The 25,670-nt window shown below is 60.5% G+C and carries 22 protein-coding genes; 10 read left to right on the forward strand and 12 right to left on the reverse strand.

Going from position 1 to position 25,670, the window contains the following annotated elements; all coding sequences use genetic code 11:
- The first annotated feature begins 37 nt into the window (after positions 1 to 37).
- The 5 genes from QAO71_RS04395 to QAO71_RS04415 are packed head-to-tail and all read left to right on the forward strand — an operon-like array spanning position 38 to position 5,859.
- Positions 38 to 1,234, forward strand: a complete 1,197-nt coding sequence (locus tag QAO71_RS04395) for an acyl-CoA dehydrogenase family protein (protein WP_280165347.1) — start codon at positions 38 to 40, stop codon at positions 1,232 to 1,234.
- Positions 1,231 to 2,319: an acyl-CoA dehydrogenase family protein gene (locus tag QAO71_RS04400; protein ID WP_280165348.1), complete on the forward strand. Its 1,089-nt coding sequence runs from the start codon at positions 1,231 to 1,233 to the stop codon at positions 2,317 to 2,319. The genes QAO71_RS04395 and QAO71_RS04400 overlap by 4 nt, the downstream gene beginning before the upstream one ends.
- A 23-nt stretch (positions 2,320 to 2,342) precedes the next feature.
- Positions 2,343 to 3,989 carry an AMP-binding protein gene (locus QAO71_RS04405; protein WP_280165349.1) on the forward strand — a complete coding sequence of 549 codons (1,647 nt, stop codon included), beginning with the start codon at positions 2,343 to 2,345 and terminating at the stop codon, positions 3,987 to 3,989.
- A 12-nt stretch (positions 3,990 to 4,001) separates the two neighbouring features.
- A complete protein-coding gene (locus QAO71_RS04410; protein WP_280165350.1) occupies positions 4,002 to 4,970 on the forward strand; it encodes a PDR/VanB family oxidoreductase in 969 nt (322 codons plus the stop codon).
- A 7-nt stretch (positions 4,971 to 4,977) separates the two neighbouring features.
- Positions 4,978 to 5,859, forward strand: a complete 882-nt coding sequence (locus QAO71_RS04415) for a DMT family transporter (RefSeq protein WP_280165351.1) — start codon at positions 4,978 to 4,980, stop codon at positions 5,857 to 5,859.
- 35 nt (positions 5,860 to 5,894) lie between these two features.
- Here the strand turns inward: QAO71_RS04415 and QAO71_RS04420 are convergent, their stop codons facing one another.
- The 7 genes from QAO71_RS04420 to QAO71_RS04450 form a co-directional block, all read right to left on the reverse strand.
- Positions 5,895 to 6,656 carry an enoyl-CoA hydratase-related protein gene (locus QAO71_RS04420; protein WP_280165352.1) on the reverse strand — a complete coding sequence of 254 codons (762 nt, stop codon included), beginning with the start codon at positions 6,654 to 6,656 and terminating at the stop codon, positions 5,895 to 5,897.
- A gap of 31 nt (positions 6,657 to 6,687) precedes the next feature.
- The gene (locus QAO71_RS04425; RefSeq protein ID WP_280165353.1) at positions 6,688 to 7,542 is read right to left on the reverse strand and encodes a 3-hydroxybutyryl-CoA dehydrogenase; all 855 of its coding nucleotides are present in this window, start codon (positions 7,540 to 7,542) and stop codon (positions 6,688 to 6,690) included.
- 22 nt (positions 7,543 to 7,564) lie between these two features.
- Positions 7,565 to 8,752, reverse strand: coding sequence for an acetyl-CoA C-acyltransferase family protein (locus QAO71_RS04430; RefSeq protein WP_280165354.1), 1,188 nt, complete (start codon positions 8,750 to 8,752; stop codon positions 7,565 to 7,567).
- A 112-nt stretch (positions 8,753 to 8,864) separates the two neighbouring features.
- Positions 8,865 to 10,031, reverse strand: a complete 1,167-nt coding sequence (locus tag QAO71_RS04435; RefSeq protein WP_280165355.1) for an acyl-CoA dehydrogenase — start codon at positions 10,029 to 10,031, stop codon at positions 8,865 to 8,867.
- 27 nt (positions 10,032 to 10,058) lie between these two features.
- A complete protein-coding gene (locus QAO71_RS04440; protein WP_280165356.1) occupies positions 10,059 to 10,412 on the reverse strand; it encodes a DUF6285 domain-containing protein in 354 nt (117 codons plus the stop codon).
- Positions 10,409 to 11,470, reverse strand: coding sequence for a phosphotransferase family protein (locus QAO71_RS04445; protein ID WP_280165357.1), 1,062 nt, complete (start codon positions 11,468 to 11,470; stop codon positions 10,409 to 10,411). Before QAO71_RS04445 ends, QAO71_RS04440 begins: the two co-directional genes overlap by 4 nt.
- Positions 11,471 to 11,499: 29 nt before the next feature.
- Complete coding sequence (locus tag QAO71_RS04450) at positions 11,500 to 12,045, reverse strand: VOC family protein (protein ID WP_280165358.1); 546 nt, start codon at positions 12,043 to 12,045, stop codon at positions 11,500 to 11,502.
- Positions 12,046 to 12,229: 184 nt separating this feature from the next.
- Between QAO71_RS04450 and QAO71_RS04455 the strand changes: the two genes are divergently transcribed.
- Complete coding sequence (locus tag QAO71_RS04455) at positions 12,230 to 13,111, forward strand: cache domain-containing protein (protein WP_280165359.1); 882 nt, start codon at positions 12,230 to 12,232, stop codon at positions 13,109 to 13,111.
- Between the two features lies 1 nt (position 13,112).
- On the opposite strand, the gene QAO71_RS04460 is transcribed toward QAO71_RS04455, so the two are convergent.
- A complete protein-coding gene (locus QAO71_RS04460; protein WP_280165360.1) occupies positions 13,113 to 15,065 on the reverse strand; it encodes an acetoacetate--CoA ligase in 1,953 nt (650 codons plus the stop codon).
- Between the two features lie 12 nt (positions 15,066 to 15,077).
- Entirely contained in the window at positions 15,078 to 15,986 is a 909-nt protein-coding gene (locus QAO71_RS04465) for a hydroxymethylglutaryl-CoA lyase (RefSeq protein WP_280165361.1), read from the reverse strand.
- A gap of 201 nt (positions 15,987 to 16,187) precedes the next feature.
- On the opposite strand from QAO71_RS04465, the gene QAO71_RS04470 reads away from it, so the two are divergent.
- The 4 genes from QAO71_RS04470 (at position 16,188) to QAO71_RS04485 (ending at position 21,188) form a co-directional block, all read left to right on the forward strand.
- Positions 16,188 to 17,528 carry an MFS transporter gene (locus QAO71_RS04470; RefSeq protein WP_280165362.1) on the forward strand — a complete coding sequence of 447 codons (1,341 nt, stop codon included), beginning with the start codon at positions 16,188 to 16,190 and terminating at the stop codon, positions 17,526 to 17,528.
- Positions 17,529 to 17,667: 139 nt separating this feature from the next.
- Complete coding sequence (locus QAO71_RS04475; RefSeq protein ID WP_280165363.1) at positions 17,668 to 18,882, forward strand: benzoate/H(+) symporter BenE family transporter; 1,215 nt, start codon at positions 17,668 to 17,670, stop codon at positions 18,880 to 18,882.
- Between the two features lie 102 nt (positions 18,883 to 18,984).
- A complete protein-coding gene (locus QAO71_RS04480) occupies positions 18,985 to 20,253 on the forward strand; it encodes an OprD family porin (RefSeq protein WP_136869216.1) in 1,269 nt (422 codons plus the stop codon).
- A gap of 92 nt (positions 20,254 to 20,345) precedes the next feature.
- Complete coding sequence (locus QAO71_RS04485) at positions 20,346 to 21,188, forward strand: IclR family transcriptional regulator C-terminal domain-containing protein (protein WP_036990759.1); 843 nt, start codon at positions 20,346 to 20,348, stop codon at positions 21,186 to 21,188.
- On the opposite strand, the gene QAO71_RS04490 is transcribed toward QAO71_RS04485, so the two are convergent.
- From QAO71_RS04490 to QAO71_RS04500, 3 genes are read right to left on the reverse strand one after another with little or no spacing between them, the layout of a single operon-like run.
- Positions 21,182 to 23,119, reverse strand: coding sequence for an acetyl/propionyl/methylcrotonyl-CoA carboxylase subunit alpha (locus QAO71_RS04490; RefSeq protein WP_280165364.1), 1,938 nt, complete (start codon positions 23,117 to 23,119; stop codon positions 21,182 to 21,184). The two genes, QAO71_RS04485 and QAO71_RS04490, sit on opposite strands and share 7 nt — an antisense overlap.
- On the reverse strand, positions 23,116 to 23,916 hold the full coding sequence (locus QAO71_RS04495; RefSeq protein ID WP_280165365.1) for a gamma-carboxygeranoyl-CoA hydratase: 801 nt from the start codon (positions 23,914 to 23,916) through the stop codon (positions 23,116 to 23,118). Before QAO71_RS04495 ends, QAO71_RS04490 begins: the two co-directional genes overlap by 4 nt.
- A gap of 48 nt (positions 23,917 to 23,964) precedes the next feature.
- Entirely contained in the window at positions 23,965 to 25,572 is a 1,608-nt protein-coding gene (locus QAO71_RS04500) for a carboxyl transferase domain-containing protein (RefSeq protein ID WP_280165366.1), read from the reverse strand.
- Between the last annotated feature and the right edge of the window lie 98 nt (positions 25,573 to 25,670).

The following is a 25,670-nucleotide window of genomic DNA, read 5'->3' on the forward strand; positions in this document are numbered from 1 at the left end:
CACGGGCGGGGGCCGTTTTGACAGCCCGAGAAAAAATATGAGCACACAACTACTGGAAAAAGCGCAGCAGCTGCGCGAGGCTGTTCGGCATTTTGTGGCACACGAAATGCCTGACGAACTCAAGGCCAAATCACATCGGCACCAGGTGCTGGACCGGCAGGATTATCTGCAATGGATGCAACTGCTGGAGCGCAAGGGCTGGGCAGTAGGGCATTGGCCAGAGCAGTATGGCGGACAGCAATGGTCATCGCTGGAGCGCTTTGTCTTCGAGGATGAACTGGCCCGGTTGGGTTGTCCCTGGATCATTCCATTCGGGGTCAAGTATGTGGGACCGGTGATTTATACCTTCGGCAGTGAACAGCAGAAACAGCGTTTTCTGCCCGGCATCGTCAAGACCGAGGAGTTCTGGGCCCAGGGTTATTCCGAGCCGGGCGCTGGCTCGGATCTGGCCGCCCTGCGCACCCGCGCGGTCCGCAATGGCGACCATTATTTGGTCAATGGCCAAAAAGTCTGGACAACCTATGCCCAATGGGCCGACTGGCTGTTCTGCCTGGTGCGTACCGGTACTGATGGTAAGCCGCAGAGCGGTATCTCCTTCCTGCTCATCGATATGCGTAGTCCCGGCGTGACGGTCAAGCCGATCCACACCATGGATGGCTATCAACATGTCAATGAAGTCTGGCTGGAAGACGTGATCGTACCCGCCGAGAACCTGGTGGGCGAAGAAGGTGCTGGCTGGACTTACGCCAAGTTCCTGTTGCAGAACGAGCGTACGGCAGGTGCCATCGTAGGCCAGGCCTGGCATGTACTGGATCGACTGAAGAAACATGCCGCAGAGACCATCGTTGATGGTCGTCCGTTGCTGGAACAACCACTGATGCGCAACCGTATTGGTGAGTTCGAGCTGCGTTTCCTGGCATTGGAGCAGGCCTCCTATGCTGGCGTACTGGCAATGGATGAGAAGCGCGATAACGGTGGCGAGGCCTCATTGATCAAGATCCGCGGTACTGAGCTGTATCAACAGGTCAGTGAAACACTGGTGGACGCCTTGGCTGAAGCCGGCATGGTCTTTGATACCGCGGCATTGCATGCGATACCGGGGCTGCCGCTGCTGGGTGCGGATGATGTCGGTGGCATTCTTAAGGAGCACCTGTACAACCGGGCAAATACCATCTTCGGTGGCTCCTCGGAAGTTCAGCGCAACATTTTGGCCAAGGTGGTACTGGGACTATGACAACCGATATTGAAACCATTGGCATGCTCCGCAATAGCCTGGAGCGTTATGTTGAAGATAACTACAGCTTTCTCCAGCGCCTGGCGCTGATGGAGAAAGAAGGCAGCTTCAGCCAGCAGGTATGGTCGGAACTGGCCGAGTTCGGTTTTCTTTCATTGTGTCTGCCCGCTGAGAACGATGGCCTGGATGGCGATGCGACAGCGGTCGGTGCGCTGATGGAAGTAGCCGGGCAGGCTCTGTTACAGGAGCCCTTGCTCATGAGCGGGGTGTTGGCTACCCGGTTGGTAGCACGGCTGGGTAACGATGAACAACGAGAGCGTCTGCTCGCGGGTCTGGCGTCAGGCGAGATGATTCTGAGCTGTGCACTGGAACATGCTCAGCTGTGCCAACTGGAAGAAAACCGCCTTAGTGGACGTATCCCGCTGGTCATGCATGCCGATGCGGCCCATGGTCTGCTGGTCGCTGTAGGGGATGCGCAAGGTCAGTTACGCCTGTGTCTGGTCAAGGCCGACCAGCCCCGTGTGCAGTGCACCGCAGCGCGACTGGTGGATGGCCGTGGCGCCGCCAGCGTCAGTTTCGACAATGCGGAAGTCGAGTTGCTGGCCACGCCGAACAATGCCTTGAGTGTTGCAGAAAATCTGCAATTGCTACTCGATGAGGCCAGTGTAGCCCTGTGTGCCGAGGCCTGCGGCATGATCAATGCTCTGCTGCAGACGACCAATGACTACCTCAAGGTGCGCAAGCAATTCGGTAAGCCGCTGGCGGTGAACCAGGCGTTGCAGCACCGCATGGCTGAACTGTATCTGCTGCAGCAGGAATCCCAGGCGCTGACCGATGCCGCCCAACAGGCATTGACCGGGCCAGTGGCCGTACGTGCACGGCTGGTCAGCGGTGCACGTAGCTATATCAGCGATGCGGCCCGTCAGGTAGCTAACGAGGCGGTGCAACTGCATGGCGGGCTGGGGATTACCGAGGAGCTGGATGTCAGCCATTACTTCCGTCGGATAATGTTGCTCAACACTCTGTTCGGCGGCCGTGATCAGCACTTCCTGCGCTTTGTAGAACAGAGTTTGACGGCAGCCTGAGCCTGCTCATTGGGGTAACAATAATGAAAGAAGATATCAGTGGCTGGAACACCGAACTGAGTCAGCAACGGCTGGAACAGGGGCAAGCCAGCGGGGAATGGCTGAACAAGACCGTCGCGCAGATGGCGGCCGAGATCGCCGCCGAAGAGCCGGCGCGTATTACCCATGTGTTTGAAGGGCAGCCCTGCACAGTCGGAGAGTTACTACAGGAGGCTCAGTTGTTGGCCGGTGCTTTGCAGCGCCGCGGCCTGGTGGTAGGCGATGCGATCAGCTTTCAGCTGCCCAATTGGCGCGAGGCGGCGGTGATTGATCTGGCGGCCAGTCTGCTGGGCCTGGTTATCGTGCCCATTGTGCCGATCTACCGGGATAACGAGGTCAGCTTTATGCTGGCTGATGCCAGGGTCAAGGCCGCCTTTTTCCCGCAACGCTACCGTGGCTTTGACTTTGCTGAGATGATGCAGCGCCTGCGGATGGATCTGCCGCAACTGCAGTTGCTCTGCTGTGTGCGGGGCGAGCAGAACCAGGCGCTGGATTATGCTGCGCTGGTGGCTGAAGCCGAGCCGGTGCTGGGTCTGCCAGAGGTTGATGCCAATGGGGTCAAACTGGTGCTCTATACCTCCGGCACCACCGGGCGCCCCAAGGCAGTATTGCACTCACACAATACGGGCCCGTTACGTCTGAAACGCGGCTTTGAGCACTGGACTCATGGGCAGGGCGGTACCTTGCTGATGGCCTCGCCGGTGACCCACGTAACCGGATTAAGCGGCCTGGAGCTGCCTTTCTATTTGCCCAGCCGTACCGTGTTCATGGACCGCTGGGATGCCCGCGAAGCACTGGAGACCATCGACCGTGAACAGGTAACCGTCAGCCTTGGAGCTACGCCTTTCCTGCATGAGCTGCTGGCCCAGGCGGAGCAGCATGGCCGCCGTCTACCCTCCCTGCAGGCTTTTGCCTGCGGCGGAGCGGAAGTGCCTCCGGCGCTGATCTACCGCGCCGCTCAGGTATTCGAACGCTGCCGTGCCTTTCGGGTATTTGGTTCCAGCGAAGTGCCTCTGGTAACACTGGGGTTTGTCGGTGAACAGCAACTCGAGCTGGCAGCCACCACCGATGGTGAGGTACATGGCTACCAAGTCAAGGTGGTGGATGACGAAGGCCATGAGGTGGCGGCGGGAGCGGAAGGTGAACTGATGATCAAGGGCGCAGCCATGTTCCTTGGCTATGCCGATGCTGAGCAAAGCGCCGCCAGTTTTGATGCTGAGGGGTATTTTGCTACGGGTGATCTTGGCCGTCTGACCAGCAACAATGCGATTGTCATCACCGGGCGCAAGAAGGATCTGATCAACCGTGGCGGAGAGAAAATCAGCGCCAAGGAAGTGGAAGATATCCTGCATCAGCTGCCGCATATCCACGAGGCTGCGGTCGTATCCATGCCGCATATGCGTTTGGGTGAAACCCTGTGTGCCTACGTGATACTCCGCGATGGGCAAACGCTGTCGTTACAACAGATGGTGGAGATGGTCAGTGACACCGGCGTAGCACGGCAAAAGATTCCTGAAGAGTTGGTCGTGCTGGAGGACTTTCCACGTACCGCATCGGGTAAGGTGCGCAAGGATCAATTGCGCGCCGATATACGGGCGCGTATTGAACAGCAGGCTGCAGTGGCACAATAACGGACAAAAATTATGGATACCTCCGCAATTGAAGTAAAAATCGTACGCAAGGCTGTCGCGGCGCGGGACATCGTTACCCTCGAGCTGGCAGCAGTGGATGGCAGTAGCCTGCCACCGTTCAGTGCCGGTTCGCATATCGATGTGGAAGTGCGGCCTGGCCTGTTGCGTCAATATTCGTTATGTAATGACTCTTCAGAGCAGCATCGTTATGTGATTGGCGTGCTGCGTGATCCTGTGTCCCGGGGTGGCTCCATCGCCGTGCATGATGACTTGCATGAGGGGCAAGAAATCCGTATCAGCCGGCCACGTAACCTGTTTCCGCTGGTCGCCAACGCCAAAAACTCGCTATTGCTGGCGGGAGGAATAGGGGTAACGCCGATCCTGTGCATGGCTGAACGTTTGGCTCGTACCAAGGTGGCTTTCAGCATGCACTATTGCGCTCGCAGCCCGGATCGTATGGCTTTCCGCGAGCAAATTCAGGCTGCTGACTATGCTGACCGAGTGCATCTGCACTTTGATGATGGCACTGATGAGCAGAAGCTGGATCTGCCCACTGTACTGCAGCAGCAGTCTGATGATACCCACCTGTACGTCTGTGGCCCAGGTGGTTTTATTGACTTTGTACTGTCTACTGCCAAGGCCGCTGGCTGGGCTGAGGATCGTATTCACTACGAGTTCTTCAGTGCCAAGGAAATCGATACCAGCGACGATGCAGGTTTTGAAGTGCAGATAGCCAGCACGGGTCAGGTATGCGCCATTGGTGAAGACGACACCATTGTGTCGGTGTTGGCGGAGGCAGGGGTAGAGATCAGTACATCATGCGAGCAAGGTATTTGTGGTGCCTGTATTACCCGAGTACTGGAAGGTGAGGTGGATCACCGCGATCAGGTGCTCAGTGATCAGGAGCGTGATGAGGAGGGCTGGTTTACCCCCTGTTGTTCCCGTGGTGCTGCAGGTAAGCGTCTGATTCTGGACCTCTGACCAGCCCATGCCGGTTTCGCTGGCTTACCTGGGCGTAGTCCTCATCTGGGCCACCACCCCGCTGGCGATTCAGTGGGGTACGCTGGATAGCAGTTTCAGCTTCGCCGCCATGTTGCGTATGGTGCTGGCGCTGGTCTGTGCGCTTCTGGTATTGGCGCTCTGGCGTATCCCACTGGCACTGAATGCCCGTGCGGTACGCAGTTATCTATGTGCCGGGTTGGGCATCTTTCTGGCCATGAGTTGCGTCTATTGGGCCTCTACTCGCATCGAGTCTGGCCTGATGTCGGTGATCTTCGGGCTGTCACCCTTGATGACCAGTGCGCTAGCCGCCTGGTGGCTGGGAGAGAGCAACTTTCACCCTGTACGTCTGGTGGGCATGTTACTCGGCGTAGCCGGGTTGGCGGTGGTGTTTCTCGATCAGGGGCTGACCTTGCAGGCGGGTTTTGCCGCCGGGGTAGTGGCTCTGCTCATTGGCGTGGTCTGTAACTCCGCCTCGCTGGTGGGGTTGAAAGTGATTGCTGATGACAGTCACCCCATGGCCACCACCACCGGAGCGCTGCTGGTGGCTGCGCCGCTATTCGTTTTGCTGTGGTGCATTGATGGTGGGACATGGCCCGCCCAATTGAGTCTGCGCGGTACGCTGTCCATTGCCTACCTGGGTGTGCTTGGCTCGGTCGTCGGGTTTGCTATGTACTATTACATTATCCGCCATATGAGCTCGGCATCGGTGGCGTTGATTCTGGTGATTACACCCTTGTTGGCATTGGTCGTGGGCAAGGTGTTCAACGCCGAGCAACTGCCACCTGGGGTCTGGTTCGGGGCCTTGCTGATCGGGCTGGGTTTGTTGTTACATCAGTGGCAGCCGCGGGCGCGGCGGGTGGCCGGGTAAGGAGTGTCGAGTTCCATCTCGACACAGCGTGCTGGTTATCTACGCTTGCTCAGGAACCCGGCAACCGCAGCGTGGAACGCCGGCTGGTCAATGCATTGGCTGAAGGCCTGTTTTTCGGCAGCGAGTTGGCTGCCAAGATCCTGCTGTAGCGCCGCCTGCATCAGCCGCTTGATATTGGCAGTGGCGAGGGTCGGCAACTCGGCCAACTGGTTGGCCAGGCTGATCGTCTGCTCGGCTAACTGCTCTGCTTCCACCACCCGATTGACCAGTCCCAACCGTTGCGCTTCGTCAGCCTTGATACTGTCACCCAGCAAAGCTATAGCCAATGAGTTACGCAAACCCAGCAGGCGTGGCAGTGTCCAGGTGATGCCCAGATCGCCACTCGCAGCCAATGCGGTGTAAGCAAAGCTGAAACGGGTATTGTCTGCGGCAATCAGCAGGTCGCAGGCCAGCGCCAGACTCATGCCTGCCCCTGCAACTGGGCCTTGCACGCTGCCCAGAACTATCTTGTCGCTGGCGCTGAGCAACTGGATGGCCTGATTCATCGGTTCGATCAGGCTGTCCGGAATGCTTTGCGGGTCGCGGCTGAACAGGGCTATATCGCCACCAGCCATAAAGGAGCGACCGGCGCCGCTGAGGATGATGACACGCAGCTCAGCATCAGCCACAGCATCGGTCACAACATCGAGAAAGGCTCCGGCCATGGCGCTGTCAATGGCATTCAATGAGGCCGGACGGTTGAATTGCAGTTGCAGCAGTTTGCCGGATCGCTCTACGGTCAATGGCGCATCAGACATGAGTATCTCCTTGCGTTGGACTACCCGGCGCTCAGGCCGGGTAGTGGTAGAACCCCTGACCGCTCTTGCGTCCGAGGTAGCCGGCCTCGACCATCTCGCGTAGCAGCGGGGCAGGGCGGTACTTGCTGTCATTGAAACTGGTGTAGAACACCTCCATCACCGCCAGCAGGGTATCCAGACCGATCAGGTCGGCCAGCGCCAGAGGGCCGATCGGGTGGCTGCATCCCAGGCGCATACCCAGATCGATATCCTCGGCGCTGGCGATGCCTTCCTGCAGAACGAACACCGCCTCATTGATCATCGGTACCAAGATGCGATTGACCGCAAAGCCGGCGCTATTGCGCACATTGATGGCGGTCTTGTGGATAGCGGTGACGAACTCGGTGGCTGCCTGACGGGTAGTATCGTTGGTCTGCAGGCCACCAATCAGCTCAACCAGCGCCATGACCGGCACGGGGTTGAAGAAGTGCATGCCGATTACCCGCTCTGGTTTGCGGCTGGCCGAGGCCAGACGGGTAATGGAAATCGATGAGGTGTTGGTAGCGATGATGGCCTGCTCGGACACGACCTCGTCAACCTGACGGATCAGAGACAGCTTGACCTGCTCTGCTTCGGAGGCAGCTTCGATCACCAGGTCGACGGATGCCAGCGCGGACAGCTCGGTAGTGGTGCGAATATTGCCCAGCGCCTGCTGCTTGTCGTCATGGTTCAGTTTTTCTTTCTGCACCAGGCGTTCAAGGCTGCGGTCGATGGTCTGCAGAGCACGTTCCAGTGCCGCTTCGTTGATATCAACCAGCGTCACTTCAAAACCGGCTGCGGCGCAAACCTGAGCGATGCCGTTGCCCATGGTACCGGCGCCAATCACGCCTACGTTGCGGATTATCATCCTGTTATTCTCCTGTCCTGTATCAAACGCGTTCAAAAATGGCTGCGATACCCTGACCGCCACCGATACACATGGTCACCAGCGCATAGCGTCCACCGGTGCGCTGCAGCTCATAAATGGCTTTGGTGCTGATGATCGCCCCAGTGGCACCTACCGGGTGGCCGAGGGAGATGCCTGAGCCGTTCGGGTTGACGATCTCGGGGTTCAGCCCCAGCTCCTGCACCACGGCGCATGCCTGCGCAGCAAAGGCTTCGTTGGCTTCGATCACGTCCATGTCCGCCAGGCTCAGGCCTGTGCGTTGCATTACCAGGCGAGTCGCGGGGATCGGGCCGATACCCATGTACTCCGGCTCCACGCCTGCGTGAGCGTAGCCGACCAGGCGGACCAGCGGGACTAGATCGTGCTGCTTGACGGCTTGCTCCTCTGCCAATACCAGCGCAGCGGCGCCATCATTCAGACCCGAGGCGTTGCCCGCGGTAACGCTGCCATTGTCTCGCTGGAACACCGGCTTCATACCGGATAGTTGTTCCAGGCTGACATCCTCACGAATGTGCTCATCAGTGTCGAATCTGACTACGCCCTTGCGGGTGCGGATGTCCACCGGCACGATCTGCTCGTTGAAATAGCCCTTGGCCCGGGCGCGGGCGGCGCGCCGCTGGCTTTCCAGCGCCAGTTCGTCCTGGGCCTGGCGGCTGATGTTGTAGCGCTTGGCAACATTCTCGGCGGTGACGCCCATATGTATGTGCTGCCAGGGATCGTGCAGGATGCCATTCATGTAATCCACTGCCTGTACATCACCCAGGCGGGCGCCCCAGCGCATGGCTGGCATGATGAAAGGGCCGCGGCTCATGCTTTCCGCGCCACCACCAATGGCAATATCGGTATCGCCCAGCAGGATTGATTGGGCTGCTGAAATAATGGCCTGCAGACCCGAGCCGCACAGGCGGTTGACGTTGAACGCGGGGGTTTCCTTGGGAATGCCCGAATCCATGGCGGCTATCCGGCTGAGGTAGGCGTCCTTTGGCTCGGTGGGGATGACATTGCCCATGACCACATGGCCGACCGCCGCGGGGTCAACGCCAGAGCGGCTCAGCGCGGCGCTGACGGCGGTGGTGGCGATCTCGCTCAGCGGTTGATCTTTCAGGCTGCCGCCAAAACTGCCAATAGCGGTGCGGGCTGCTCCTACAACATAGATCTGACGTTGTGTCATGACTTATACCTTCATGGTCAAACGAATAAAAAAGGGCCAGCTGACAACACTGATCAGTGGCCCAAGTCCAACCGCCTCGTCGTAGATGTGAGGCCGTTGTAACGGAGTCGGATCAGCGCTGGCCGGAGGCTAGCAACTTTCTGGCAATACTCATGCGATGCACTTCGCTTGGGCCATCATAGATACGGAAAGGACGCACATCGCGGAAAATGCGTTCAACGATCTTTTCACCCGTTACGCCTTGTCCACCGAGAATTTGTACTGCGCGGTCAACCACGCGCCAGATAGCTTCAGAGCTCAATACCTTGGTCATGCTGGATTCGAGATTGCCGCGTTCACCCTGATCCAGTACCCAGGCGCAATGCCAGACAGCCAGCCGGGTGCTGTGCAAGTCTAGCTCGTTATCCGCCAGCATGAAGCCGACTCCCTGATGTTCACCCAGGGGCCGGCCGAAAGACTCGCGGGTTCGGGCGTAGTCGCAGGCAATATCGTGGGCGCGGCGAGCGGCACCAAGCCAGCGCATGCAGTGGGTCAGGCGCGCGGGGGCCAGGCGCACCTGGGCATAACGAAAGCCTTTGCCCACCTCACCCAGTATGTTTTCCGCAGGTACCCGCAGGTTCTCGATATCCACCACCCCATGGCCACCGGTAAAGCAACTGTCCAGTGAATCCATCATGCGCTCGACCTTGAAGCCGGGTTGGTCGGTGTCGCTGAGGAACATGGTGGCGCCACCATCTTCAGTGCGCGCCATGATGATGGCGACACTGGCGCCGGTAGCACCGGTGATGAACCATTTACGGCCATTGAGGATGTAGTCGTCACCATCGCGTACCGCAGTGGTTGCCAGCATCGATGGATCGGAGCCAGCACCGGGGCTGGGCTCGGTCATGGCGAAACAGGAGCGGATGCGACCATCGACCATGGGTTTTAGCCAGCGATCTTTCTGCGCCTCACTGGCAATCATCTCCAGCATGTGGATATTGCCTTCGTCGGGGGCGTGGATGTGCAGTGCGATCGGGCCCAGAGGCGAATAGCCGGCCTCTTCGAAGACGATCGCCTTGGCGCGATGGCTGAGTCCGAGCCCGCCCAGCTCACGTGAAGCGTGTGGGGTCAGCAGTCCGGCCTTGCGTGCTCGCTCAACCAGTTCATTTCTCAGCTCTTCGCTGGGGCCATGAGGTGTCTGGCGGCTGTCAAATTCCAGAGGGATGACCTGCTCGGCAATAAACTCGCGGGTGCGCTGACGCAGCTCCTGCAGTTCCTGGTCAAGGCTGAAATCCATGGTACTTCTCCTGTAAGCGCAGGCGTGTCAGTCACGCACCGCTTTGGGGTTATTGATTGCCAGTTGGCGGTGATTGATCTGCCGTAACTGCTGGCTCAATAGTGGATGTTGATCGAACTGGCCCAGGCGAATGGCGCTGGCCAATTGTCGACGCAATGCCGACAGCTCGCTGGTGCTTCTGTCATCCAGTAGCGCTTGTAGTTGTCGCTGTTCCTCAATGATGCAGCTGTTGCCCTGTTGTTGATCGCGCGCGGAGATGATCATGGCGTTGGCGATCATTCTTGCCTCATAGTGCAGCTCGCGGGGCAGGGCGGGGAGCAGCTCATCCAACAGCAACTGGCGAGCGGTTATCAAGAGATTGGCGGCGCTGGGGCGGCTCATGGCGTAGCTCCGGTCAGTAGCAGAATTTCCTGTTCCAGTTCGGCCAGCATGCGCCCGGTCAACGCCAGTTCCAGTGAGTCCTCGCCACCTGTCAGATAACGTTCCGACTGTTGCAAGGCAATGATCGACCAGCGCAGGTGGGCCATGACCTGCCAGTAGGTCAGCGCGGTCCTGTCCATCGGCAGCTCGGCGATGCTGTTGTAGCCATCCAGGAAGTCCTTCAACTCGCCCACACCACCGGCTTCACGTTGTGGCCCGGCGAAGCGCCAGCAGCGGGCGGTAAACCAGCCGATATCTTCCCGGGGATCACCCCAGCCGGCGAATTCCCAGTCGAGAATGCCACTGAGCTGGCCGTCAGCGACCATATAGTTGCCGGTTCGATAATCTCGGTGCAGCAGACATGGAGCCAATGGCTTCGGACGGTTCAGCTCGCACCAGCGCAGCCCCCATTCGAGAGCTGGAAAACCCTCACTGAGCGTATCCAGATAGCCGCGGTAGGTATCGATACAGTGCTGCGCATGGTCAGCGGCGGGCTGCGGTAGAAATGCCAATTGAGAGTGTGACGGGGAGATGCGGTGTAGGTAGGCCAGACTGGTGCCGAGTTCACGGCACAGGGCAGGGCGCTGCGTGTCATTGACACCATCCCGAGTCAACGTTGGGCCAAAGGCCGTTCCGTCCAATGCCTGCATGATGAAGAACTCGCGTCCCATGATTTGGAGGTCAGAGCACAGTACCAACGGCTCGGGCACCTTGGCGCCGGCATCGAAAGCACAGCGCAATACCGCGAACTCCTGGGCGCGGGTCATGCTGACCGCCACACTGGAGGGGGCGTCGGTACGCAATACCCAGCGCTGTTCTCCGGCTCGACTGCCGCCCTGTTGCTCGACCTGCAGTAGCCAGTTCTCCTGGATCGCACCACCGGACAGGCGGCTGGCCTGCACAATCCGGGTATGCTGAGCACCGAAATGGTTGTTCAGAAAATCGGCAATGGCCGGCAATGCCTGATCCACCGCTGGCGGAGCCACGGCTGCATTGGGGGAAAGGGTATCAGCGTTCATACGGTCTCATCTTGTTGTACTGCTCCGGGTCAGCCGAGGGTCCGTACGGGATCGCTGCCGTCCCAGTTCTGAGCTGCGGCTTTCATATCGGCGAATACCGACAGATGTTCTTTCGGGAAGTCGATCATTTCCACGAGCAGACCGCCCAGATCAACATAAATGGCTTCACCGCCGCCCGGTAACCAGACTTCCTGCATGACTTCGGCACCGGCGTCGGAACACAGCACGCGGGCTTCTTCCATGTTGTCCACTATCAGACAAACGTGATGCAGGCCTTCGCGACCCTGTTCCAACCACGACTGGTAGATGGAAGGCGCATTGTTGTGTTGGCGAATCAGTTCGATTTGCATATCGCCCCAGTAGGCGATGGCTACCGAGAAATCGAGCTCGACAGGCTTGCCGCGATATTTGCAAGCGTCTACCTGGATATGCTGCATATCAAAGAAAGGACCCACGCCCATGGTGTCAGTCCAGTAGCGGAGCGTTGCATCGTAGTCTTTGGGGACCCATGCCAGTTGCATGATGCGGCCCAAGCGGGAAATCAAATTACGATGCTGGTTCGGGATTGGTGTCATGATTCAGGCCTTGTGCATTATTGTTTTGCCCCGGAGAGCGGGGTTAGCGCTCCGATTTCCATCAGAGTACCTCTAGCAATAAAACAAATCAAAATGTTTTTATTCTGAGTGCTATTGGCGCTTCCTGTTGGCTGGCGTATCTTGACTGAAGCCCAAAAACGATGTCCCTAAAAAGGAAACCAGGATGCTGATAGGAAAAGTACACCGGTTATTGGCAGTGCTTGCTGCCTGTTTGCTGTTGCAGGTAAATATGGCAATAGCCGAAGAAGAAGGCGCACAAGCCCGCGCCCTGCTCACCGAAGCCGTTGAATACTATAAGGAAAACGGCGACAAGGCGCTGGCGGTCTTCAGCCGGCAGGGGCCCTTCGTCAGGGATGACCTCTACGTGTTCGCGATCAACACCAACGGCATCATGCTGGCCAGCGGCGGGCCGTCGGTCATGCTGATCGGGCGAGACATCATGAATTCCATCGATGATGAACTCAAGCCCGCGTTCGAGCGGGCGTTGAGCCAGCCGGAGAATGGTGAGATCCTGGAAGCGGACTATCCCTGGGGCAACTGGAATACCGGTGGCCGCAAGATCACCAAGCATGTGTACTTCCAGCGGGTAGGCGATACGGTGCTTGCGGTGGGCTATTACCAGCCGCGGGCCAGCTCCGAGCAGGCGTTGCAATTGCTGGAAACCGCTGCCGAGGCGGTGAACAGCAATCCGCGGGACACCTTCAATGCGATCAACGCCCTGGACCCGCGCTTCTACAAGGATGACCTCTACGTTTTCGTCGTGGAACTGGCTAGCCAGCGCTTCGTCGCCCATGGCTCCAACCTGCGGCTGGTCGGCCGGGACTTCGGCTCGCTGGCGGACCGGGTCGGCAAGCCCTTTGGCCAGGAAGCACTGGACCAGCTTGCGACCAATGAAACAGCGGAGTTCGATTACCAGTGGAAGCATCCGATCACCGGGGATACCGAACACAAGCACGCCTATGCGCGCAAGGTCGGCAATTACCTGGTGGCAGTGGGTTACTACCAGCCCAATAACGGCAACGGCGAACAAGCCAGCGCCGAGTAAGCTATTGCCCCAGCTCGACCCGGTTGCGGAAGTGATCCAGTGCTTCCGGGTTGGCCAGGGCTTCGGTATTTTTCACTGGCTGGCCGTGCACGACATTGCGCACGGCCAGTTCCACTATCTTGCCGCTGCGTGTGCGCGGTATGTCCTTTACCGCCAGAATGCGTGCCGGCACATGGCGCGGTGTGGCGTGTTGGCGGATTGCCGATCTGATCCGCTGTTGCAACCCCTCATCCAGTTCCACGCCGTCGCGTAACAGTACGAACAGCACTACCCGCACATCGTCCTGCCATTGCTGGCCGATGGCGACCGATTCCAGCACCTCCTCGATACGTTCCACCTGCCGGTAGATTTCCGCCGTGCCGATGCGCACGCCGCCCGGGTTGAGTACCGCATCCGAACGGCCATGGATGATCAGCCCGCCATGCTCGGTCCGCTCGGCATAGTCCCCATGCGCCCAGATGCCGGGGAAGCGTTCGAAGTAGGCGGCGCGGTAGCGGCTACCGTCGCTGTCGTTCCAGAACCCCAGCGGCATGGACGGAAAATGCCGGGTACAGACCAGCTCGCCTTTCTCTCCGACTACCCGCTGGCCGGCCTCGTTCCATACCTCCACGGCCATGCCCAGGCCCGGGCCCTGCAATTCGCCACGCCAGACCGGCAGCAGTGGGTTGCCGAGGGCGAAGCAGGAGACGATATCGGTACCGCCGGAGATGGAGGACAGGCGCAGATCGCTTTTGATGTCGCGATAGACATAGTCGAAGCTCTCCGGGGATAGCGGCGAGCCGGTGGAGAGAATGCTGCGCAGACTGCCCAGGCGGTGGCTGCGTGCCGGTTGTATGCCGGCCTTTTCCAGGGCAGCGAGATACCGGGCGCTGACACCGAAGACATTGATACCCTCGGCGTCGATCAGGTCGACCAGCCGGGATTCATGCGGATGAAGCGGCGAGCCATCATAGAGCACCAGTGTGGCGCCGACCGCCAGGCCGGAGGCCAGCCAGTTCCACATCATCCAGCCGCAGGTGGTGTAGTAGAACAGCCGGTCACTGGTTTGCAGGTCGGTATGCAGGCCAAGCTCCTTGAGGTGCTGCAACAGGACACCGCCGCTGCGGTGGACAATGCATTTGGGCGCACCGGTGGTGCCGCTGGAATACAGGATATACAAGGGGTGATCGAAGGGCAGGGCGCGGAACTGCGGTGCGCCGCCGGGCTGATAGAACTCCGCCCAATGCTGAACCGTCTGGATACAGTCGGGATGCGGTCCCTGAGCCCCGGCTGGGCCCGGCACGAGGATCAGTTGCTCGACCGTAGGTAGTTGGCGCAGCACTTCGGTGAGCCGGTCGGTCAGATCGTTGGACTTGCCGGCATAGTGATAACCGCTGCAGGCGATCAATACCTTGGGTTCGATCTGGCCAAAACGGTCAATAACACCCTGCGCGCCGAAGTCCGGCGAGCAGGATGACCACACCGCACCCAGGCTGGTGGTGGCAAGCATGGCGACTATCGCTTGCCACCCGTTGGGCAGGATGGCGGCAACACGGTCGCCGGGCATGATGCCGGCAGCTACCAGGCTGCGCTGCAAGCCAGCCACATGGGCATTCAGTTCAGCAAAACTCAGTTGCTCGCGCACGCCGGCTTCGCTGATGCTGATCAACGCCGGCTGGTCATCCTTGCGCCGTAACAAATGGGCCGCATAATTCAGTGTGGCACCGCGAAACCAGCGTGCATCCGGCATGGCGGGGCCTTCATCAAGTACCTGCTGGGCGGGGGTGTGGAACTCGACCGCAAAGAAATCCGCCAACGCCTGCCAGAAGTCGGCGCGCTCATGAATGCTCCAATCATGCAGCTCGTCATAGCCCGCCAGATGCAACCCGCAGCGCTGATTCACCTGGATGCGGAAGGCTTCCATGCGGCTTCGAGCGACGGCATCTCTGGTCGGTGACCATAGCGGTTGTGGCATGGCCATTTCTCCTTATTCCTGTTCGTGGGCCAGCAGGGCACGGGCTACCTTGGAGCCGTTGGGGCGGCCTAACACATCACAAATGCGCTGGCCGGCCGCAACCAGTCGTTGCAAATCGACACCAGTGTCGATACCCATGCCCTGCAGCATGTACAGCACATCCTCACTGGCGACATTACCGCTGGCGCCAGGGGCATAGGGGCAACCACCCAGCCCGGCGACCGAGCTGTCGAATACGCTGACGCCTTCCAGCAAGGCGGCGTAGATGTTGCTCAATGCCTGCCCGTAGGTGTCATGGAAATGCCCCGCCAGTTGCCCCCGGGGCACCTGTGCGGCAACCCGGTCGATCAGTCGGCTGGTGGCGCTGGCCACTCCCACGCCGATGGTGTCACCGAGGGATACTTCATAACAGCCCATGGCAATCAGCTCGGCGGCGATGCTGGCGACCTGGCTTGGAGCGACGGCGTCGTCATACGGGCAACCCAGCACACAGGAAATGTAGCCGCGTACACGGATGTCCTGGCGCTCGGCTGCAGCCATGACCGGTGCGAAGCGCTGCAGGCTCTCGCTGATCGAGCAGTTGATGTTGCGTTGGGAGAAGCCCTCCGAAGCGGCGGCGAATACCGCCACTTCCGTCACGCCGGCGCCGATAGCTGCCTGCAGACCCTGCAGATTGGGTACCAGCGCGGTGTAACGCACGCCAGGACTATGCTGGATGCCGGCGAACACCGCTGCGGAATCAGCCATCTGTGGCACCCACTTCGGCGAGACGAAGCTGCCGGTCTCGATATGGCTGACGCCGGCCTCCGTCAGATCGTTCACCAGCCGGACGCGATCCGTCACGCTGATCGGATGGTGCTCATTCTGCAGTCCGTCCCGTGGGCCGACTTCAACCAGGCGTACGTGGTGGGGTAGGGGCATCGTTATCTCCGGCAGCCAAGCATGTCGAAGAGTATAGCGGCGCCCGGCGGTCCGGGCGGCTATTGAAAGTGTGCGGTTATCGAACATCACATCTGTTGGTCAGCAAGTGGATCTCCTATGCTGCGCTCGTCCAGTGATGGCGGGTCTAGGCCGATACCTGGCTTGCCGACTCGCCAACAACAACAAAAGAGAACTGATGCCATGCAAACAATAGATGTTCATGAGGTCATCGACGGCGCACGCTTCAACCGCTTCCATTGGTTGATTATGGGATTGTGCGCACTGCTGCTGATCTTCGATGGTTATGACTTGTTTATCTACGGTGTGGTGTTACCCGTGATCATGGAAGAGTGGGGGCTGACCCCGCTGCAAGCCGGCGCACTGGGTAGTTATGCCCTGTTCGGCATGATGTTCGGCGCGCTGCTGTTCGGCACCCTGGCCGATCGTATCGGCCGCAAGAAGGGCATCACCATCTGCTTTCTGCTGTTCAGTGTTGCCACTGTGCTCAACGGCTTCGCCAGTTCACCGACCGAATTCGGTATCTACCGTTTTCTGGCTGGCCTGGGCTGCGGCGGGCTGATGCCCAACGTGGTTGCGCTGATGAACGAATATGCCCCGAAGAAGCTGCGTAGCACTCTGGTGGCGCTGATGTTCAGCGGCTATTCCCTCGGCGGTATGTGCTCCGCTGGATTGGGTATTCTGATACTGCCACGCTTCGGCTGGGAGATGATGTTCTTCGCCGCAGTAGTACCGCTGCTGCTGTTGCCGCTGATTCTGCGCTACCTGCCCGAATCGGTTGGTTTTCTGGTCCGCCAGGGACGCAACGACGAGGCCCGGGCCATGCTCAAGCGGGTGCAGCCGGAGCTGGAGTTGGCGCCGGACAGTCCGCTGGTCATGGCGGAAACCTCAGGCAAGAAAAACTCGGTGCTGGATCTCTTTCGCGATGGCCGCCTGGTGGGCACGCTGTCGATCTGGGTTGCCTTCTTCTGCTGCCTGCTGATGGTCTATGCGCTGGGTTCCTGGTTGCCGAAGCTGATGGCCAATGCCGGCTACAGCCTGGGCTCCAGCCTGTCCTTCCTGCTAGCACTGAACTTTGGTGGCATGTTCGGAGCGATTCTCGGTGGTTGGCTGGGTGACCGTTTTGATCTGGGCAAGGTGGTGGTGGCGTTCTTTATCGTCGCCGTGGCCTCTATCAGTCTGCTTGGCATCAAGACGCCGATGCCGGTGCTTTACACCCTTATCACCATCGCCGGCGCCACGGTGATTGGCACCCAGATCCTGCTGTATGCCGCTGCCGCGCAATTCTATGGGCTGTCGATCCGCTCCACCGGCCTGGGCTGGGCCTCGGGTATCGGTCGTAACGGCGCCATTGTCGGCCCGCTGCTGGGCGGCGCGCTGCTGGGTATCAACTTGCCGTTGCAGCTGAACTTCATCGCTTTTGCCATCCCGGGCGTCATCGCCGTGCTAGCCATGATGCTGTTCGTGCTGGCCGGCAAACGACAGCGCCTGGCCTCTGCGTCGCTGCTGGCGGCACGGGCCTGAGCAGCCCGGTGGCTGTGGACGAGGGAGGAGACTGATGCAGACGCCAACGGGATTGTCCGACGACACCGCCCGGTCCGTGGATGGTACCCTTGACCGCCCACGGCCTGCTGTCGGCCCGGATTCTGCAACGCGAGGCGATATGAAAGTATTTCTCCAGGACATTTCACTTTCCGCAGTAGTCGCTGGATTCATTGCAACGGTCATTTCCTATGCCGGGCCCCTGGTGATCATCTTCCAGGTGGCCCAGGCGGCGCAGTTGCCCCACGAGATACTGTCATCCTGGGTCTGGGCGATATCCATGGGCAGCGGCGTACTCGGCATTGTGCTCAGCCTGCGCTACAAGATCCCTATCGTCATCGCCTGGAATGCTGCCGGGTCTGCCTTGCTGATCAGTTTGCTGCCGGGCATGAGCATGGGTGAGGCGGTGGGAGCCTATCTGATCAGCAGCGCTGCCATTGTGTTGATCGGGCTTTCCGGCACCTTCGATCGCATCGTCAGCAAGCTGCCGTCGGCGATAGCCGCCGCCATGCTGGCCGGTATCCTGTTCAGCTTCGGCACCGGCCTGTTCGTCTCGCTGCAGGATCAACCGGTGTTGGTGCTGGCCATGTTCATCACTTACCTGCTGGGCAAGCGCCTGGCGCCGCGCTATGCAGTACTGGCGGTGCTGGTGGTGGGAGTGAGTATTGCCATGGCGCTGGGCGAACTGCAGAGCGAGGCGCTGGTGGTCGGGCTGGCCGTACCGGTCTGGATCAGCCCGGAATTCAGCTGGCAGGTGACGCTCAACGTGGCACTGCCGCTGCTGATGCTGGCACTGACGGGGCAGTTTGTACCGGGGGTGGCAGTGCTGCGCAACGATGGCTATGACACGCCGGCCAGTCCATTGCTCAGCAGCACCGGCCTGGGTTCGTTGTTGCTGGCGCCATTCGGCAGTCACGGCCTGACACTGGCGGCCATCACCGCCGCCATCTGCACCGGCAGGGAAGCCCATGAGGATCCGGCCAAACGCTATATCGCCGGGGTTTCAGGCGGTGTCGTCTATCTGGTCCTGGGGTTGTTTGGTGCGACGCTGGTATCGATCTTCACGGCGTTTCCCGCCGCGCTGATTGCGGCGCTGGCCGGTTTGGCGCTATTGGCAGCGATTGCCAGCTCACTACAGGGGGCGATGGCGGTGCCGCAGGATCGGGAAGCGGCGCTGATCACCTTTCTGGTAACGGCGTCGGGCATGTCCTTTCTTGGCCTGTCCGCTGCTTTCTGGGGGCTGATCTTCGGTGTCGCTGCGCACTTGTTGCTAGGTTTGCGCAAACCTGCCGCATCACCGCAGCCTCAACCATCGACTCTGGAGTCCGGGCAGTAAACCAGCCGCTAAATATCTGAATCTGACACTGCACTCCGGGAGGCAATGCGCCCCCGGATGGGCAACCTGTACCTGAAAAACAACAAAAACGAGTGAGATAGCATGCAAAACAAATCATATTTTTCGTACCTGCTCATCGCGGCCGGCCTGGTTATACCGGCGACCAGCACTGCTGAAACGAAGGGTTTCGTCGAGGGCGCCTCTGCGACGCTGCAGGCGCGCAACTACTATTTCAGTCGGAATTTCTCGGATATCGTCGGCCCCAATCAGCAATCGAAGGCCGAAGAATGGGCGCAGGGTTTTATCCTGAGAATCAATTCCGGTTACACCCAGGGGGCGATCGGCTTCGGCGTTGATGCCATTGGCATGCTCGGCATCAAGCTCGACAGTGGCGGCGGGCGGATCAACACCGGCCTGCTGCCGACTGGCAGCGATGGCAAGGCGCAGGATGAATACAGCCGCCTGGGAGCTGCCCTCAAGGTGCGCTGGTCACAAACCGAGTTCAGATTGGGAGAGCTGACCCCGGACCTGCCGGTGCTCACCTTCAGCGATATCCGCCTGCTGCCGCCAACCTACCAGGGTGCCAGTATCGTCTCCCGCGAGCTTGACGGGCTGACACTGCAGGGTGGCCAGTTCCGCTCCGGCAGCCTGCTCAACGAGGCGGGCGATGGCAAGATGTACGTCAAGCTTGGGCATGCACCGCAGCTGCTGGAAGGCGCGGCGAGCGACCGCTTCAACTACGCCGGTGCCGACTATGCGTTCAACGGGCAGCGCACGTCTGTCGGCGCCTGGTACGCCCAGCTGGCGGATATCTACCAGCAGCGCGTCTACCGCCTCAGTCACAGCGAGCCGGTGGGCGACTGGGTATTGGGCGCGAAGCTGGCATTCTACGATTCGAAGGAAGACGGTGACCGGTTGCTCGGGCGTATTGATAACCGGGCCGCTGTTTCGCAGCTGTCGGCCAGCCATGGAGGCCACACGTTCCTGCTCGGATATCAGGCCATGTTCGGTGATGATGCCTTTCCGCGGGTGTTCAATAACATCACGCCACTGGGTAACGAGGTGCCCACCTACGAGTTCGCCGGAGCCGATGAGCGTTCCTGGCAGCTGCGACACGATTACAATTTTGCTGCCCTGGGACTGCCCGGTCTGGTAACAACGGTGCGCTATATTCGCGGCGATAATGTGGGCACCGGGCTGGGCTATGAGGGCCGGGAGTGGGAGCGTGATCTGGATATCGGCTATACCGTGCAAAGCGGAGTGTTGAAGAATCTCGGCATTCGGGTGCGTAACGTCACGGCACGCTCCAACTACCGCACCGATATCGACGAGAACCGGCTGATCTTCAATTACACCTGGAACCTGTTGTAGGTCAGCCTGCATCGGCGCGCTGTGCGCGCCTTTGCGCCCGGCGCGTCAATGGGCGATGATCGAACGCCGCGTATGCAATAAGGTTGCTTGCCATGTCTGACGAATCCCGCCCCGGCGGCGTGCCGGTGGCCCCGGCCATCATTGCCTCACCGGCCAAGCGCATCGAGGCCTTCACCGGGCATCCCGACTTCATGACCTCGCTGGCGCGCGGTTTGGCAGTGATTCATGCTTTCCAGGAGCGCACGCGCCATCTGACCATTGCCCAGATAGCTCACCGTACCGGCATTCCGCGGGCCTCGGTGCGCCGCTGCCTGCACACCCTGATCAAGCTCGGCTATGCCACCACGGACGGGCGTACTTTTTCCTTGCTGCCCAAGGTACTGACGCTCGGGCATGCCTACCTGTCCTCGACGCCGATGGCGGTGGCCGCCCAGCCGATCCTCGACCGTCTCAGCGATCAGATGAGCGAAGCCTTTTCCATGGCCACGCTGGAGGGTGACGAGATTCTCTATGTGGCGCGCTCTTCCATACCGCTGCGGCTGATATCCATCAACCTCAGTGTCGGCAGCCGCCTGCCGGCCTACTGCACCTCCATGGGACAGATTCTGCTCGCCGCACTGGATGATGCGGCGCTGGAGGAGTACCTGGCGCAGGTCAATTTGCAGGTCAGGACCAGCCGAACGCTGCGCACACCCGAAACGCTGCGTGAAGCACTGCTGGAAACTCGCCAGCGCGGCTGGGTGGTCAGCGATCAGGAACTGGAACTTGGCCTGCGCTCACTGGCAGTGCCGCTGCGTGACCCCGCCGGCCAGGTGCTCGCCGCACTCAATGTCGGCACCTCCGTCAGCCGGATAACGCGGGGAGAACTGGAAACCCGTTTTCTGCCGGTGCTGCTGGAAGCGAGCAAGGAACTGAGCACCCGCTTGTTTCATTGAACTGACCCCCTCTCGGAAGCCTCACCGGCCAGAGAGCTGTGTAGCTCCATCTCCACCAGCACCGCGCCTTCGCTGACCATATCGCCTTCGCTGCAGCACAGCTGTTTGACCACTCCGGATTGCCGGGCGCGGATGCTGTGTTCCATCTTCATGGCTTCGAGCACAATGAGTGGCGTGCCGGCCGCCACTGTCTGACCGGGTTTGACCAGCACCTGCACGATACTGCCATTCATGGGTGCGATCAGACCGCCTTCCGGCTGCGAACGGGTATCGGCCGCGGCGATGGGGTCGAAGCGGGTTACCTCCAGCAACTCATCGTCCCAGGACAGATACAGTGTGGCGCCGTTGCGGATGGCTGTTCGGTTATCCGTAACGGTCAGACCCGGCTCCAGCCGCACGACACGCTGCTCACCGTTGCAGTGCAAATGCAGGCGACAGCTCGCCGGCAAGCCGAAGCGCTGGCCGCTGCGGTCAGCCCAGGGCGAATCAGGATCGTCTGCACGCCGCTCGGTCGGCTCGCTGTGCAAGAATGCTATGGCAGCCTGCTGCCAGAACGCATCGGGCAAGGGGCTGCTTGGGCGCAGTAGATGCGCGGCGTGGCGTGGAATGAAATCGGTATCCAGCTCGGCGGCGGCGAAAGCCGGATGCTCGAGTATTCGGCATAGGAAGGCGCGGTTGGTACGCACGCCGCCAACAAAAGTCTTGCGCAGCAGATCGAGCAGCCGCAGCCGGGCCTGCTCCCGATTCTCGCCCCAGGCAACCAGTTTACCCAGCATGGGATCGTAGAAAGGGGAGATGAGGTCGCCCTCGTTCACGCCACTATCGATACGTTGTCCTGCTGTCAGCGCCGGCTCGCGATAGAGGTCCAGCCGACCACTGGCGGGCAGAAAGTCCTGGTCCGGATCTTCGGCATACAACCGTACCTCGATGGCATGACCGAGCAGTGGTACCTGTGACTGACTGATCGGCAGCGGCTCGCCACCGGCCACGCGAATCTGCCATGCCACCAGATCCAGGCCAGTGATGGCCTCGGTCACCGGGTGCTCCACCTGCAGCCGGGTGTTCATCTCCATGAAGAAGAATTCGCCCCGCTCATCGAGCAGAAATTCCACGGTGCCAGCGCCGACATAGCCGATCGCCTGCGCGGCCCGTACGGCCGCCTCGCCCATGGCTCGGCGAGTCTGGTCCGTCAGTCCGGGCGCCGGTGCCTCCTCGACGACCTTCTGGTGCCGGCGCTGAATCGAGCAGTCCCGCTCATGCAGGTACAGGCAGTTGCCGTGCTGATCGGCGAATATCTGGATCTCCACATGGCGAGGTTTGAGCAGGTACTTTTCCAGCAGCAGCCGGTCATCACCAAAGGCCGCCTGGGCCTCGCGCCGGGCCGATAGCAGCGCGTCGGTCAGCTCTGCCTCGTGCTGTACCACCTTCATGCCCTTGCCGCCACCGCCGGCGCTCGCCTTGAGCAGCACTGGATAACCGATGCCCTGGGCGGCAACGCGGAAACTCTCCGGGCTCTGGTCTGCGCCATGGTAACCGGGGACCAGCGGCACACCGGCCTGCTCCATCAGTGCCTTGGCAGCGGACTTGCTGCCCATCGCCTCAATGGCGGCGGCGGGTGGGCCGATGAAGATCAGTCCGGCGGCCTCGATGGCGCGGGCGAAGTCGGCATTCTCGGAAAGAAAGCCATAGCCTGGATGGACCGCCTGGGCGCCGCTGGTCAAGGCGGCGTCGATCAGCTTGTCGATCGTCAGGTAGCTGTCGGCAGGCTTGGCGCCTCCCAGGTCGACGCGCCGGTCCGCCGCGTGAACATGGCGGGCGTCGTGATCGACGGCGCTGTGTACGGCTACGGTGGTCAGGCCCATGGCCTTGGCCGTCCGTATGACTCGGCAGGCGATCTCGCCGCGGTTGGCAACCAGCAGGGAGGTGATCATGATCTGGACTCCGGTAACCAGCTGGGGCGGCGTTTATCCAGAAAGGCCCGCAGTCCTTCTTGGCCTTCGGCGCTGACGCGGATCTGGGCTATGACCTGTTCGGTATGCTGGCGCAGGGCGGGGCTCAGGGTCTGGTGAGCTGCCTCCTGTACCAATTGCTTGCTGATGCGCATGGCTTGGGGGCTGTTCAACAGCAGGGTGTCGATCCAGCCAGCGACCCGGTCCGCCAGCGCCGCTGCTGGGCAGACCTCCGCCAGCAGCCCCAGTTCTCGAGCCTGGGTGCCGGTGAATCGTTCGCCGCTGATGGCATAGCGGCGGGTCGCCCGTTCGCCAATGGCCTTGACAACGAACGGACTGATCACCGCTGGCACCAGGCCGATACGCACTTCGGACAATGCCAACTGGACGTCCTCGGTGCCGATGGCCATGTCGCAGCAGGCGATCAGTCCTATAGCACCACCGAACGCGGCGCCCTGTACCACCGCCAGGGTCGGTTGGGGCAGGGCATAGAGGCGGTACATCAGTTCCGCCAGCGCCTGGGCATCGACCAGATTGGCATCGAAGTCCAGCTTGCTCGACTCCTGCATCCAGTTGATATCAGCGCCCGCCGAAAAATGCCGCCCCCGGCCGCGCAGCAGGACAAAGCGCAGGTTGGTGTCCGCCTGCAGTTGATCAAGGGCCTGCAACAATTCCTGGATCATGCCGGCATTGAAGGCATTGTTCTTATCCGGGCGGTTCAGCCAGAGAGTGGCGAAGCCCCTCGCGTCGCGCTCCAGTTCGATGGTGTTGAAATGCACTGCATGTTCCCCCTCTGCCCCTCTCCCGCAACGGGAGAGGGGGATTTCTTACATCCTGAACACCCCAAACCGCGTCTCCTTCATCGGTGCATTCAGACTGGCTGACATTGCCAGACCCAGAATATCCCGGGTCTGTGCCGGATCGATCACCCCGTCATCCCACAGACGCGCACTGGAATACCAGGGGTGGCCCTGGTGTTCATACTGATCCAGTATTGGCTGCCTGAGCTGTTGCTCGTCCTGCTCCGAAAAGACCTCACCGCGGCGTTCGGCCTGTTCGCGCTTGACCTGCACCAGTACGCCTGCGGCCTGCTCGCCGCCCATGACCCCGATACGTGCATTGGGCCACATCCACAGAAAATGCGGGTCATAGGCGCGCCCGCACATGCCGTAGTTGCCGGCGCCGAAACTGCCGCCGATGATCACGGTGAACTTGGGTACCCGGGCGCACGCCACGGCGGTCACCAGCTTGGAGCCGTGCTTGGCGATGCCGCCAGCTTCGTATTTCTGGCCAACCATGAAGCCGGTAATGTTCTGCAGAAACAGCAGGGGAATGCCGCGCTGGCAGGCCAACTCGATGAAGTGGGCGCCTTTCTGCGCTGCTTCGGAAAACAGGATGCCGTTGTTGGCGAGAATCGCCAGCGGATAGCCGTGCAGATGGGCGAATCCACATACTAGGGTGGTACCGAATAGCGCCTTGAATTCATCGAACTCACTGCCGTCCACCAGCCGGGCGATCACTTCGCGCACGTCATAGGGCTGTTTCGCCTGCGCCGGGATGATGCCGTACAACTCCTCGGTGGGGTAGCGCGGAGGCTGCGGTGCTCGGGTCTGCACCTGGCCCAGTTTGCGCCAGTTGAGATTGGCGACGCAGCGCCGGGCCAGCGCCAGGGCATGCTCGTCATTCTCGGCATAATGATCGGCCACGCCCGAGGTGCGGCAATGCACATCGGCGCCGCCCAGTTCCTCGGCACTGACCACCTCGCCGGTGGCGGCCCGTACCAGTGGCGGGCCGGCGAGAAAAATGGTCGCCTGGTTACGCACCATGATGGTTTCCTCGGCCATGGCCGGCACATAGGCGCCACCGGCGGTACAGGACCCCATCACCACCGCGATCTGGGCGATACCCTGGGCGCTCATCCGCGCCTGATTGAAGAAGATGCGCCCGAAATGTTCGCGGTCGGGGAAGACTTCATCCTGACGCGGCAGGTTGGCTCCGCCGGAATCCACCAGATACAGGCAGGGCAGGCGGTTCTGCTCGGCGATGGCCTGGGCGCGCAGGTGTTTCTTTACCGTCAGCGGGTAATAGCTGCCGCCCTTCACCGTGGCATCGTTGGCGATGATCATGCATTCGACGCCTGCTACCCGGCCGATTCCGGCAATCAACCCGGCGGCGGGCACTTCTTCGTCATACACGGCATGGGCTGCCAAGGGGCTGATTTCCAGAAACGGCGAACCGCTATCCAGCAGGGTATCGATGCGCTCGCGTGGCAGCAGTTTGCCCCGGGCGCAATGGCGCGCCTGGGCCTGTTCGCCGCCGCCCTGGGCGATCTGCGCCAACAAGGTTCTCAGTTCTGCCAATTGCCGGAGCATGGCGCTGCGATTGGTGGTGAACTCCGGCGATTGGGTGTTGATCTCGGTGTTGAATATGGCCATTTTCTCCTTCCGTTCCGGCTTGACGCTTCAATGACCGCTCGCTTTGCCCATGCTGGCAGGAACTTTCTGTGAGAGCGGCCAAGGCCGCTCCCACGAAG

Source organism: Halopseudomonas sp. SMJS2 (assembly GCF_029866945.1).
Classification (GTDB): Bacteria; Pseudomonadota; Gammaproteobacteria; order Pseudomonadales; family Pseudomonadaceae; genus Halopseudomonas; species Halopseudomonas bauzanensis.